At 66.0% G+C, this 12,222-nt stretch carries 11 protein-coding genes; 3 read left to right on the top strand and 8 right to left on the bottom strand.

The window, feature by feature from the left end; all coding sequences use genetic code 11:
- Positions 1-7: 7 nt before the first annotated feature.
- Both AC4PTO_RS03070 and AC4PTO_RS03065 read right to left on the bottom strand, forming a co-directional pair.
- Complete coding sequence (locus tag AC4PTO_RS03070) at positions 8-508, bottom strand: EF-hand domain-containing protein (RefSeq protein ID WP_492731757.1); 501 nt, start codon at positions 506-508, stop codon at positions 8-10.
- A gap of 93 nt (positions 509-601) precedes the next feature.
- A complete protein-coding gene (locus tag AC4PTO_RS03065) occupies positions 602-943 on the bottom strand; it encodes a carboxymuconolactone decarboxylase family protein (RefSeq protein ID WP_492731755.1) in 342 nt (113 codons plus the stop codon).
- 190 nt (positions 944-1,133) lie between these two features.
- On the opposite strand from AC4PTO_RS03065, the gene AC4PTO_RS03060 reads away from it, so the two are divergent.
- The gene (locus AC4PTO_RS03060; protein ID WP_492731753.1) at positions 1,134-1,916 is read left to right on the top strand and encodes a glycoside hydrolase family 25 protein; all 783 of its coding nucleotides are present in this window, start codon (positions 1,134-1,136) and stop codon (positions 1,914-1,916) included.
- A gap of 20 nt (positions 1,917-1,936) precedes the next feature.
- Here AC4PTO_RS03060 and AC4PTO_RS03055 read toward each other — a convergent pair whose 3' ends face one another.
- From AC4PTO_RS03055 to AC4PTO_RS03045, 3 genes are all read right to left on the bottom strand, one after another.
- Positions 1,937-4,435: a GcvT family protein gene (locus tag AC4PTO_RS03055; protein ID WP_492731751.1), complete on the bottom strand. Its 2,499-nt coding sequence runs from the start codon at positions 4,433-4,435 to the stop codon at positions 1,937-1,939.
- A gap of 133 nt (positions 4,436-4,568) precedes the next feature.
- Positions 4,569-5,813 (bottom strand): hypothetical protein, encoded by a 1,245-nt coding sequence (locus AC4PTO_RS03050; protein ID WP_492731749.1) that lies wholly within the window; start codon positions 5,811-5,813, stop codon positions 4,569-4,571.
- A 109-nt stretch (positions 5,814-5,922) separates the two neighbouring features.
- Complete coding sequence (locus AC4PTO_RS03045; protein ID WP_492731747.1) at positions 5,923-6,909, bottom strand: 2-hydroxyacid dehydrogenase; 987 nt, start codon at positions 6,907-6,909, stop codon at positions 5,923-5,925.
- Between the two features lie 164 nt (positions 6,910-7,073).
- Here AC4PTO_RS03045 and AC4PTO_RS03040 point away from each other — a divergent pair, with 164 nt between their 5' ends.
- Both AC4PTO_RS03040 and AC4PTO_RS03035 read left to right on the top strand, forming a co-directional pair.
- Positions 7,074-7,628 (top strand): SH3 domain-containing protein, encoded by a 555-nt coding sequence (locus AC4PTO_RS03040; protein WP_492731745.1) that lies wholly within the window; start codon positions 7,074-7,076, stop codon positions 7,626-7,628.
- Between the two features lie 42 nt (positions 7,629-7,670).
- Entirely contained in the window at positions 7,671-8,564 is an 894-nt protein-coding gene (locus AC4PTO_RS03035; RefSeq protein ID WP_492731743.1) for a cation diffusion facilitator family transporter, read from the top strand.
- On the opposite strand, the gene AC4PTO_RS03030 is transcribed toward AC4PTO_RS03035, so the two are convergent.
- The 3 genes from AC4PTO_RS03030 to dut all read right to left on the bottom strand — a co-directional run bounded on the left by AC4PTO_RS03030 (position 8,561) and on the right by dut (position 12,167).
- Positions 8,561-10,579 (bottom strand): M3 family metallopeptidase, encoded by a 2,019-nt coding sequence (locus tag AC4PTO_RS03030; RefSeq protein ID WP_492731741.1) that lies wholly within the window; start codon positions 10,577-10,579, stop codon positions 8,561-8,563. The two genes, AC4PTO_RS03035 and AC4PTO_RS03030, sit on opposite strands and share 4 nt — an antisense overlap.
- 100 nt (positions 10,580-10,679) lie before the next feature.
- Complete coding sequence (locus tag AC4PTO_RS03025; RefSeq protein ID WP_492731739.1) at positions 10,680-11,711, bottom strand: HesA/MoeB/ThiF family protein; 1,032 nt, start codon at positions 11,709-11,711, stop codon at positions 10,680-10,682.
- 9 nt (positions 11,712-11,720) lie between these two features.
- Positions 11,721-12,167: a dUTP diphosphatase gene (dut, locus tag AC4PTO_RS03020; protein ID WP_492733514.1), complete on the bottom strand. Its 447-nt coding sequence runs from the start codon at positions 12,165-12,167 to the stop codon at positions 11,721-11,723.
- Positions 12,168-12,222 lie beyond the last annotated feature (55 nt).

Raw genomic sequence — 12,222 nt, 5'->3', positions numbered from 1 at the left:
TCCCCGCCTAGCGGCGGCCGAAGTCACCAGAGGTCAGCACACCGTCGCCATCCCGGTCGCGTTGCCGGAACCAGCTATCCGTTCCGGCGACGAATTCCGCCCTGTCGACACGGCCGTCGTCATCGGCATCGAACCGCGCCATGCCCGCGAATGCAGAGCGGTTGAAATCGCGCGCTCCCCCACCCGCCCCTTTGCCGCCGGGCATGCCTTGCGGCCGGTTCCGGCCGGGCCCCATGCCCGCCTCGCGTTGCAAGGCCTTGTGTTCGTCAATGCCGCGCAACTCGTCATCAGAAAGCCGTCCGTCGCCATCGGAATCGAACATGTCGAAGATATCGGCCCGGCGCGCATGCGCCTCGTCCAGCGTCACACGGCCGTCTTCGTTCTGATCCCACATTGCCAGAAAGTTCTCACCCGGAACGAACTCCGCACCGCGCGGAGGCTGCGTCTGGGCCTGCGCGGCGCCGGCCGCAAGGATCAGGGCTGCGCAGAAAGGCAGGAAGCGTTGCATGAAAAGCTCCTTTCATCCGCTTGTTCATCCATGAAACGCGAAGGCCCGCAACTTCCGTCGCGGGCCGGACAATCTGTCGCATGTCGGCGGCACTCAGGCCTTGGCTGCAAGCTCATCCCAGCAGGCAAGCGCGTGACCGGCATACATGACGCCGGGTCCGCCGCCCATCTGGATCGCCATGGCCAGAACATCACTCAGCTCTTCGCGGCTGGCACCCGCTTTCATCAGCGCCTCGACATGGAACATGATGCAGGGCTCGCAGCGCAGCACGACGGCCATGCCAAGCGCCACGAATTCCTTTTCCTTTACGGAAAGCACGCCATTGTCCTTGACGGCCTTGGACAGCGCGCCGAACCCTTTCATCGCCTCGGGCGCGGTCTTGTTCAGAACACGCAGCTCGGCGCGCATCTCGTCGATCTTTTCCTGATAGCTCATGGGTATCTCCTGTTGCATCCCTTGCCAGCCCCATCGCATGACGGGGGCGCCAAGGCATTGACCTGCATCAAGATTGCCCGCCACCCGCGCGGTGTTCCTTTGACGGGCGGAAACCCACCGACCCTTCCGGCATGCGGATGACACCCTGGCCGATTCCCGACAGACTGCCCCAGTCCGGAAGGAGCGGCCGATGCGATTCTCAACCTCTCTCGTGCTTGTCACCCTGATGCTGGCCAGCCTTGCGGCCTGCGGCGGCAGGGCACCGCATCGCGGCGCGCCGGGCCTTCCGGCCGCCTTCGGCGACGCCGATCCGCACAGCTGGTCGGGGCGCGCGCCTGTGCATTATCCGGTCCACGGCATCGACGCCGCCCGCTATCAGGGAGAGATCGACTTTCGCCAGGCGGAAGCGGCGGGCGTGGCCTTCACCTTCCTGAAGGCCACCGAAGGGGCGGATCACAAGGACGAGATGTTTGCCACCAACTGGCGCCGCGCCCTCGCCGCGGGCATGCCGGTCGGCGCCTATCACTACTATTACTTCTGCCGCACCGCCGAAGAACAGGCGCGCTGGTATATCGCCAATGTGCCGCGCGCGCCGGGCGCGCTGCCCCCGGTTCTGGATCTGGAATGGAACCACCTGTCGCGCACCTGCCGCCATCGCCCCGATGCCGCGCATGTCCGCGCCGAGGCGCGCACCTTCCTGCGCATGCTGACCGCGCATTACGGGCAGCGGCCGATCATCTACACCACGGTCGATTTCTGGCGCGACAACGATCTGCGGCAGTTGCAGGGCTACGAGTTCTGGCTGCGCTCGGTCGCCGGACACCCCGCCAGCACCTATCCCGGCGCCGACTGGAGCTTCTGGCAATATACCGGAACGGGGCTGGTGCCCGGCGTGCGGGGCAAGGTCGACATCAATGTCTTTGCAGGCTCGGCCAAGGGCTGGGCGGCCTGGTATCAGGCCCGCAAGCAATAGCGGGCCTGACGGGGGGTCGCTCAGCCGTCCTGGCGGATGCGCAGGTTGGTCGGGTCATGCGGGCTGTCCTCGGCGACGACGGCATCCCATTCCCCAAGCAGCATCCTGACCTTGAGCTTCTGGCCCACCTCGGCCAGATCGGGGCGCACATAGCCCATGCCGATCTGCTTGCCGAACGCCACCGAATACCCGCCCGAGGTCAGGCGGCCGATCTTTTCGCCGTCCAGCAGCAGCGCCTCCTTGCCCCAGGGGTCGGTATCGGCCGGCCCGTCGATCAGCAGCGTGACGCATTTCGCCCGGATCCCGGTATCAAGCATCGCCTGCTTGCCCTGGAAGTCCTTTTCCAGGTCGACGAAGCGGTCGAGGCCGGCCTCGAGCGGCGTCGCGTCGCGGCCAAGCTCGGTGCCGAAGGCGCGGTAGCTTTTCTCTTGGCGCAGCCAGTTCTGCGCCCGTGCGCCCACCAGCTTCATGCCGTGTTTCGCGCCCGCTTCCTGCAACAGATCCCACAGGTAGTTCTGCATCTCGATCGGGTGATGCAGCTCCCAGCCCAGCTCGCCGGTATAGGCAACGCGGACGGCGCGCACGGGGCACATGCCCAGCTCGATATCGCGGTAGCTCAGCCACGGGAAGCGCTTGTTGGACAGCACGGTATCGGGCTGCGCATCCTTCACGATCTCTTGCAGGATGGCGCGGCTGTTCGGCCCGGCAAGCGCGAAGACACCCCATTGCGTGGTGATGTCGTGAATGTCGATCCAGCCGAAATCGGACATCTTGTCTTCGGCGCATTTGCGAAGGTAGTCGGCATCATAGGCCGTCCATGCCCCGGCCGAGATCAGGTAGTATTCATTTTCCGACAAACGCACGATCGTGTATTCGGTGCGCGTTGTGCCCGCCGGGGTCAGGGCATAGGTCAGGTTGATCCGGCCGACCTTGGGCAGCTTGTTGGTGGTGAACCAGTCAAGGAACTCCGTCGCGCCGGGGCCGCGCACCACATGCTTGGTGAAGGCGGTGGCGTCGATCAGGCCGGCGGTCTCGCGGATCGCGCGGGCCTCGGCCTCGGCATATTGCCACCAGGCGCCCCGGCGGAAGCTGCGCGAGTCATGGTCGAAGCTGGCCGGCGCGTCGAGCGGGCCATAATAGTTCGGCCGCTCCCATCCGTTCACCTGCCCGAATTGCGCGCCGTGTTTCTTCTGGCGGTCATAGGCGGGCGAGGTGCGCAGCGGGCGGCAGGCTTCGCGCTCTTCATCCGGGTGGTGCAGGATGAAGACGTGCTCGTAGCATTCCTCGTTCTTGCGCGCGGCATATTCGGTGGTCATCCAGCTGCCGTAGCGCTTGGGGTCAAGGCTTGCCATGTCGATCTCGGCCTCGCCCTCGGTCATCATCTGGGCAAGGTAATAGCCCGTGCCCCCCGCCGCGGTGATCCCGAACGAGAAGCCTTCGGCCAGCCACATGTTGCGCAGCCCCGGCACCGGGCCGACTAGGGGGTTGCCGTCGGGCGTGTAGCAGATCGGGCCGTTGAAATCGTCCTTCAGCCCCACCGTCTCCGAGCTGGGAAGGCGGTGGATCATCGACATGTATTCCTCTTCGATGCGCTCCAGATCCAGCGGGAAAAGATCGGCACGGAAGGTTTCGGGCACGTCGTAAAGGAAGCGCGCGGGGGCATTGCGTTCATAGGGGCCAAGGATCCAGCCGCCGCGCTCTTCGCGCACATACCATTTGGCATCGGCATCGCGCAGCACCGGATGCTCGGGGTTGCCGGCCGCACGCCATGCCTGCAAGGCCGGGTCGGGCTCGGTCACGATGAACTGATGCTCGACCGGGATCGCGGGGATCTTGACGCCCAGAAGGCGCGCGGTGCGCTGCGCATGGTTGCCCGTGGCGGTGACGACATGCTCGGCGCGCACCTCGACCAGCTCGCCCGAGCCGACAAGATTCCCGCCCTTCTCGATCATCTTCTCAAGCGTCACGATCCATTCGGAACCCGTCCACTTGTAGCTGTTGACCTGAAGCTTGCGCACGATCTCGACGCCGCGCTGACGCGCGCCCTTGGCCATGGCCTGGGTCACGTCGGCGGGGTTGATATAGCCGTCCTGCGGATGGAACAGCGCGCCCTTCAGATCCTCGGTGCGCATCAGCGGCCAACGCTCTTTCATCTGCGCGGGGGTCAGGAATTCGTGATAGACGCCGGCGGTTTCGGCCACCGAGGAATACAGCATGTATTCGTCCATCCGGTCCTGCGTCTGCGCCATGCGCAGGTTGCCCACGACCGCAAAGCCCGCATTGAGGCCGGTTTCCGCCTCGAGCGACTTGTAGAAATCGACCGAGTATTTGTGGATATGGGTCGTCGCGTAGGACATGTTGAACAGCGGCAAGAGCCCGGCGGCATGCCAGGTGGAGCCGGAGGTCAGCTCGTCGCGTTCGACCAGCATCGTATCCCAGCCCGCCTTGGCCAGGTGATAGGCGATACCGCAACCGACGGCCCCGCCGCCGACAACAAGGGCTTTCACATGCGTTTTCATCGGCTGACTCCTGTCCCGTGATCTGGATTCATATCTGCCAGATCGGGACGGCGGCGTGGGGGTCAGCCCGACCAATAAACGCGGAAAAGCGACATGGCCCCGCCAGCCGCCTTTTCACAGGCGGAAAGGCAGGTCAGTCGCTGCCCGCGATGCAACGCTTGAAGCCGCTCTTGGTCGAGCAGGTGAAGATGACAGGCCCAGCCTCCTTGCCGGCGGTGTCGCTGCCAAAGCCGCCTTCGGCAAGCCCTGCCCCGTTCTTCATGACATCCCAGAAAGAGGAGAACAGTGAGGCCGACTTCTGCTCGGAAGCTCGGCCGGGTCGGATCGGTGCACCAAGGCCGGGCAAGACCACATCCTTCGGATCGACGCCAGCTGCGCGGGCCACGGCAGCGGCCTCGGCCGCAGCGGCGGCGGCGGCAACTGCAATGGCCTCGGCCGTGGCGACGGCGGCGGCCGGGTCGAAGAAGCCCGGCCCGTCCGGCATGTCCTGACCGTTAAGGCGGTTTACCTTGTCCGCCCAGTATTGCAGCCGCAGGCTGGCCGCGCGGGCCTGCGCGGCCTGCTCGGCCACTTCGGCCTTGACGCGCGCATCCGCGATTTCTTTCTGATCCTCGAAGGCAATCTCGGGGGCGGCGCTGCCGATCCGGGGAAGCGGTTGGGGCAGCAGCATGTTCAGGCTGTCATAGTCGATCGAATCGAGCAGCGCATAAAGCGCCTCATCGGACGCCCGCGCCCGCACCCCGATGGTGATCGTATCGCCCAGGCGCGCGCTGAACACACGATAGCCCGAGGGGCTATCCGCGCTTTCTCCTGCCGGAATTTCGTGACGGTAGGTCACGCCGCGCACAACGGCGAAGCCTTCCTTCTCGCTCAGGGATTCAAGGTTGCTTTCGATCACGGCCTTGGCCATGCCCTGAATGCCTTCGGTATCTTCGCGCCGGATCTGCAACCGGATCGCGATCACGTTGTCGCGGTTCTCGTAGACATAGACCTCGGATTTCTGCCCGGCGAGGCGTGCCGTTTCTTCCAGCGTCTTGAGCGCCTTGATCTGCGGGCGGTCACGCAGGTCTTCGGGAAGCGACAGCAAGGGGTCCGAAGGCGGAAACAAGAGCGCCCTGTCCCCGTCGCTCCAGTCGCGCCGCTTCCATCCCTGCGGCGCGGCGGGAAGGTGGTCGCGCTCTCTCATCGCCAGAAGCTCACTGCGCCGGCTGGTCATCTCCATCGCCTGCTTCTGCGCCATGAAACGGTCCGATACGCCGCCGACATATTGCGAGATATCAACAAGCTCGCCATCAGGCGTGCGCGCGTGCTGCGCATAATCGAACGCCACGATACCCAGGCAGATCGCCACAATGAGAATAGCGACTTTTCTGAACATCCCCGTTGGCTTGGCCACCAGAACACCTCATCTTCGTACAACGACGATCTGGCGGCAAAACTCGACAAAAATGTGGTCCCGTTCGGGCAATATGGTGCGGCAGCCCGCGTCACAACATCCCAGGCACCACCAGATCCGGTGGCCTGTGGCCATCGGCAAAGGTCTTGATGTTGATGATCACTTTCTCGCCCATCTCGACGCGGCCCTCGACCGTGGCCGAGCCCATATGCGGCAACAGAACGACATTGGGCAGTTCACGCAGGCGGGGATTGATCTCGTGGCCATGCTCGAACACATCAAGCCCCGCGCCCGCGATCTCTCCGGCGCGCAGCATTCGCGTCAGGGCGTTTTCGTCGATCACCTCGCCGCGCGAGGTATTGACCACCACCGCCGAGGGCTTGAGCATCTTCAGGCGCCGCGCATTGAGCAGGTGGAACGTCGAGGGGGTATGCGGGCAGTTGACCGAGATCACGTCCATGCGCGCCACCATCTGATCGAGGCTTTCCCACCAGGTCGCCTCAAGATCCGCCTCGACTTCGGGGCGCAGGCGCTTGCGGTTGTGGTAATGGATCTGCATCCCGAAGGCCTGGGCGCGCCGGGCAAGCGCCTGCCCGATACGGCCCATGCCAAGGATGCCAAGGCGCTTGCCGCCCACGCGCCCGCCCATGAACGCCGTCGGCGACCAGCCGTGCCAGTCGCCCGCCTGCATGACGGCAAGCCCCTCGGGGATGCGGCGCGTCACCGCAAGGATCAGCGCCATCGCCATGTCGGCGGTATCCTCGGTCACGACGCCCGGCGTGTTGGACACCAGAACCCCGCGTTGGCGTGCCGAAGCCACGTCGATATGGTCCACCCCGGCGCCGTAATTGGCCACCAGCTTCAGTTTCTCGCCTGCCGAGGCCAGCATGTTCGCATCGATATGATCGGTGACGCAGGGCACCAGAACATCGGCGCGCTGCATCGCCGCCACGATCTCTTCGCGACTCATCCGGGTGTCGGATTCGTTCAGTTCGACATCGAACAGCTCTTTCATCCGGGTCTCGACGGCCTCGGGCAACCGTCGCGTCACGACAACACTCAGCCGCGGTGCGGGCATGGCGGGGGTCTCCTATCTTCCAAATGCCTCATGTTAGGTGCAAAGTGACCTGCAACGGGCCGAGGGACAAGGCCCCGCAAGAGCAGAAAGCACCGTAAACGGCATATTCGCGCAATTTTCTTGCGCAGCCGATGCGGCGAGTGGACAGGCGGATGGAACACGGCATGATGATACGGTCGGTAATCCTTGGGGTTGCGCTGTCTGTGGGCCTGTCGCCGGGCGGGGCGGCCGCGCAGAACGCCCCCGACCCCGCGCCCGAATCCGTTGCGGCCCGCCCGGCCGCCCCCGCGGGGCGCGGGCCTGTAACCAACCTGCCCCTGCCGCGCTACGTTTCCCTCAAGGGCTCCGAAGGCAACGCGCGGCGCGGCCCCTCGCTGTCGCACCGCATCGACTGGGTCTTCCGGCACAGCGGCATGCCTCTGCGCATCACGGCCGAGTTCGGCCACTGGCGGCGCGTCGAGGACCGCGACGGCGCGGGGGGCTGGGTGCATTACGCGCTTTTGTCCGGGGTGCGCAGCGTGATCGTGCAGACCGACATGACCGAGCTGAAGGTGCGCCCCGATACCAAGGCGACCGTGGCCGCCGTGGCCGAGGCCGGCGCGATCGCCCGCCTTGGCGCGTGCCAGATCGACTGGTGCCAGATCACCGCGGGCGGCGAAAAGGGCTGGGTGCCCAAGGCCGCGCTTTGGGGGGTTGATCCCGACGAGATCCGCGACTAACCCTGCCCGACCGATGCGGAATGGCAAGGAACGGCAGCTCCGATGGAACATTCGCAACGCCTGAACAGATCCGCGGGCATCGCGGCTGTCGCGGTCGCGGCCACGCTTGTCGTGCTGAAGCTTTGGGCCTTCGTGCAAACCGGATCGCTAACAATCGCCGCAGCACTTGCCGACAGTGCGGTCGACATGCTGATCTCGGGCGCGGGCCTTGCCGCCATCGTCTATGCCGCACGCCCCGCGGATGAGGATCACACCTTCGGCCATACATCGGTGGAGGATCTGGTCTCGCTCGCGCAGGCGATCTTCGTGACCGGATCGGCGCTTGCCATCGGCTACGGCGCCGTGCACCGGCTGATCTCCCCCGCACCGCGGCAGCTTGCCGACGAAGGCACCGGGATCGCCATCATGCTGGCCTCGGCCGTGCTGACCGGCGCGCTGGTGCTGTGGCAACGGCGCGTTGCGCGGCTGACCGGAAACCGCGTCGTCGCGGCGGACATGGTGCATTATTTGGGCGACCTGCTTCCGACCCTTGGCGCGATCATCGCCCTTGGGCTTTCGGCGCAATACGGCATCGGGCAGGCCGACAGCATCCTTGCATTGATCGCCGCCGCCTTCATGCTGCGCGCGGCCCTCAATATCGGGCTTGGCGCGTGGCATGCCCTGATGGACCGCGCCGCCGACCCCGAGATCGTCGAGGGCATCGCAGGGATTGCCGCAGGCTGGCCCGGCGTGCACGGCTTTCACGACCTTCAGACGCGCACCGCCGGATCACGGATCTTCGTCAACCTGCATATCGAGCTGGACGGCGCGCAATCCCTGCAAGAGGCCCATGCCATCGGCGCCAGCCTCAAGCGCGCGATTACGCAACGCTATCCGCTGGCCGATGTCATCATCCACAAGGATGTCTGGCACGGGTCCGGCACGGGTCCAGGCTAGGCCGCGTCCAGCAGCCCGCGCCCCTTCAGCAGCGCCTCGACGCCGGGCATCCGGCCGCGGAAGGCCAGGTAAAGCTCTTCCGCGGGGCGCGATCCGCCCGCCGACAGGATGAACCGCTCCAGCTTTTCGGCGGTGACCGGGTCGAACACATCGCCCGCTTCCTCGAACGCGGCGAAGGCGTCGGCATCCATCACCTCCGACCACATGTAGCTGTAATACCCTGCCGAATACCCGTCGCCCGAGAAGACGTGTGCGAAATGCGGCGTGGCGTGGCGCATGCGGATCGCGCGCGGCATGCCGATCCCGGCCAATACCTCATCCTGCCGCGCCATAGGATCGGCCGGCGCCGCGCCTTCGTGAAACGCCAGATCGACCAGCGCCGAGGCGACATATTCCACCGTCGCAAAGCCCTGGTCATAGGTCGCCGCCGCCAGCAGGCGATCGCGCAGACCGGCGGGCATCGGCTCTCCGGTCTTCCAGTGGCGGGCGTGTTTCTCCAGCACCTGCGGCACTTCAAGCCAGTGCTCGTAAAGCTGGCTTGGCAGTTCCACGAAATCACGCGCCACGCTGGTGCCCGAGATGAACTGATAGGTCACATCCGACAGCATCTGGTGCAGCGCATGGCCGAATTCGTGAAACAGCGTGCGCGCGTCATCCCAACTCAGCAGGGCCGGATCGCCCTTGGCAAAGTTGCACACATTGACGACGACAGGGCGCACGTCGCCCCCCAGCTTGCGCTGCGAACGCATGGCCGAACACCACGCGCCCGACCGCTTCGAGGCGCGTGCAAAATAATCCCCAAGGAACACGGCCAGATGGCGGCCCTTGCGCAGCACTTCCCAGCCGCGCACGTCGGGGTGGTAGAACGGCCCCTCGATAGGCCGGAACTCCAGCCCGAAAAGCCGCCCCGCCACATCGAACATCGCCCCGATCATCGCATCGAGTGACAGATAGGGCTTCAACGCCGCCTCATCGAGATCATGCTCGGCCATGCGGCGCTTTTCGGAATAATAGCGCCAGTCCCATGCCTCCAGATCGCCGTTGATCCCGTCGTCGCGCATCATTCGCGTCAGCACCTCGGCATCGGCCAGGGCGCGCGCCCTGGCGGGCACCCACACCCGCATCAGAAGATCGCGCACCTTGTCGGGGCCGCCCGCCATTTCCGGCTCAAGCTTGAAGGCCGCAAAACTCTCATAGCCCAGAAGCTTTGCGCGTTCCTCGCGCAGCGCGAGGATCTCGGCGGCAAGCGCACGGTTGTCGGTCTCGCCGCCATTCGCACCGCGCGCGACCCAGGCCTCATAGGCGATCCGGCGCAATTCCCGCCGGGGCGAGAATTGCAAAAACGGCACGATCAGCGAACGGTTCAGCGTCAGAACGGGCCCCTCCGCGCCGCGCTCCTGCCCGGCCGCACGCGCGGCCTGCACCACGAATTCGGGCAGGCCCTCAAGCTCCTCCTCGGCCAGCGGGCGGAACCAGTCCCGCTCATCCGCCAGAAGGTTTTGCGAAAACGCGGTCGACAGAACCGCCAGGCGCTCCTTGATCGCGGCCATCCGCGCCGCCTGATCCCCGCTGAGCGCTGCCCCCGCACGCAGGAACATCTGATGATACAACTCCAGAACCCGCGCCTCCTCTGGGGCCAGCCCAAAACTGTCGCGCGCCTCCCAAAGTGCATTGATCCGCGCGAAAAGCGCCGTGTTCATCGTCACTTCCGAGGAAAACGCCGCCATCTTCGGCGCAAGATCCCGCATCAGCGCCTCGCGCGCGGGCGTGCTGTCCGCCCCCGAAAGGTTGTAGAACACCCCCGCAACCCGGTCGAGCAACCCCTCCGCCTGCTCCATCGCCGCAATGGTATTGGCAAAACCCGGCGCTGCGGGATCGGCCGCAATCGCGGCGATCCGCGCCCGCGCCTCGGCCAGGGCCGCCTCGAAGGCCGGCGCGAAATCCGCATCCGAAATCGCCGCGAAGGGCGGCAGGGCAAACGGCCCGGTCCAGTCTTGCAAAAGCGGGTTGGTCATCACGGCTCTCCTTTGGCGCAAAGCTAGAATGGCACGAAAGGGATCGCCAGCCCCTGTTTCAGCTTCGCAGAAATATCCCCGCCGGAGGCAGACCGCCGGTTCAGCCCGCCTTTCCGCATACCGCACAGCCCGGCCGACGCTTCACGGCGATCTGGCGGCTTTCCCCCCAAAGCGCATCATGGATCATCAGCCGCCCGCGCGCCGTCTGGCCCGCGCCGGTGATCTCCTTGATCGCCTCGGCGGCCATCATCGCCCCCACGATCCCGGGCAGCGCCCCCACAACCCCCGCTTCGGCACAGGACGGGGCAAGCCCCTCGGCGGGCTGCTCGGGAAAGACACAGGCGAAACAGGGGGCCCCGCGCGCCGGGTCATAAAGCGACAGCTGCCCCTCCCACTGCGCGATCGCACCCGCGATCAGCGGCTTGCCCGCCGCCACGGCCGCCGCATTCACCATGTAGCGCGTAGCGAAATTGTCGGTCCCGTCCAGGATCAGATCGTAATCGGCAAACAGCGCAGGCGCGTCTTCCGCCGCCAGCCGCCGGTGATAGGGCCGCACCGTGATGTAGGGATTCAGCGCCAGCATCGCGGCCTGCGCGGAAAACACCTTGGGCATCCCGATCCGCGCATCCGTATGGATCACCTGGCGTTGCAGGTTCGAATTCGACACCACGTCGTCATCCACGATCCCGACCGAGCCGACCCCGGCCGCCGCCAGATACAACAGCACCGGAGAGCCAAGCCCCCCCGCCCCGATCACCAGGACCCGCGCCTGACGAAGCTTTTTCTGCCCCGGCCCGCCGATCTCGCGCAAAACGATATGGCGGGCATAGCGTTCCAGCTCCGCCCCCGAAAACGTGTCCGCAGGGGCCTTGGGCGCCGCCGGAACGGCCCGCGCCCGCAGGTGCCGCAGCACCGCGCGATAGCCCAGGACGATCGCCACCACCGCCCCCAGAAGCACCCAGTGCACCGCGCGCCCGCCAATCGCGCGCGGCAAGGCGCTGTCCACGGGCAACAGAAGATGCACCAGCAACACCGCCGCCCAAAGCACCGCCAGCATCGCGCCGATCCCGCGCACAGGCACCCGAAGCACCAGCCCCAATCCCACCAGAACCGCCGCGATCAGAAAGACCATCGCCCCGCCCTATCCGCGCCCGGTCGAGCCGAACCCACCCGCCCCCCGCGCGGTCTCCTCAAGCTCTGCGAAAGGCGCGAAACGCGCCTGCACCACCGGCGCGATCACGGCCTGGGCGATACGCTCGCCATGCAGGACGACAAAAGGCTCCTGACCGAAATTGATCAGCAAGACCCCAAGCGGACCACGATAATCGCTGTCGATCGTGCCCGGACCATTGGGCAGCCCGATCCCGTTCTTGAAGGCCAGCCCCGACCGCGGCCGCACCTGCATCTCATAGCCTTCGGGGATCTCCACGCGCAGCCCGGTCGGCACCAGAACCCGCTCCATCGGCGCCAGCACCAGCCCCCGCGCGCGATCCTCCGGGCGCAGATTGGCCCGCAGGTCGGCCCCCGCCGCGCCCGCCGTCTCATAGGCGGGCAGGGCCACGTCCGGGTCGGCCCACTCCTCGCGCATCACCTTGATCAAGACCACGACAACCCTTTCAGCTTCGCCCAAATATCCCCGCCGG

It is taken from the genome of Rhodobacter maritimus (genome assembly GCF_058747975.1).
Note: the sequence above shows the minus strand (reverse complement) of the source record. Positions and strands in the feature narration are given on the sequence as shown.

Bases quoted from the DNA above. Each gene is read 5' to 3' on its own strand.
- AC4PTO_RS03050 (WP_492731749.1), bottom strand. From the start codon at position 5,813: ATGTTCAGAAAAGTCGCTATTCTCATTGTGGCGATCTGCCTGGGTATC.
- AC4PTO_RS03035 (WP_492731743.1), top strand. From the start codon at position 7,671: ATGGAACATTCGCAACGCCTGAACAGATCCGCGGGCATCGCGGCTGTC.
- AC4PTO_RS03030 (WP_492731741.1), bottom strand. From the start codon at position 10,579: ATGACCAACCCGCTTTTGCAAGACTGGACCGGGCCGTTTGCCCTGCCG.
- AC4PTO_RS03065 (WP_492731755.1), bottom strand. From the start codon at position 943: ATGAGCTATCAGGAAAAGATCGACGAGATGCGCGCCGAGCTGCGTGTT.
- AC4PTO_RS03040 (WP_492731745.1), top strand. From the start codon at position 7,074: ATGATGATACGGTCGGTAATCCTTGGGGTTGCGCTGTCTGTGGGCCTG.
- AC4PTO_RS03070 (WP_492731757.1), bottom strand. From the start codon at position 508: ATGCAACGCTTCCTGCCTTTCTGCGCAGCCCTGATCCTTGCGGCCGGC.
- AC4PTO_RS03055 (WP_492731751.1), bottom strand. From the start codon at position 4,435: ATGAAAACGCATGTGAAAGCCCTTGTTGTCGGCGGCGGGGCCGTCGGT.
- AC4PTO_RS03045 (WP_492731747.1), bottom strand. From the start codon at position 6,909: ATGCCCGCACCGCGGCTGAGTGTTGTCGTGACGCGACGGTTGCCCGAG.
- dut (WP_492733514.1), bottom strand. From the start codon at position 12,167: ATGCGCGAGGAGTGGGCCGACCCGGACGTGGCCCTGCCCGCCTATGAG.
- AC4PTO_RS03025 (WP_492731739.1), bottom strand. From the start codon at position 11,711: ATGGTCTTTCTGATCGCGGCGGTTCTGGTGGGATTGGGGCTGGTGCTT.
- AC4PTO_RS03060 (WP_492731753.1), top strand. From the start codon at position 1,134: ATGCGATTCTCAACCTCTCTCGTGCTTGTCACCCTGATGCTGGCCAGC.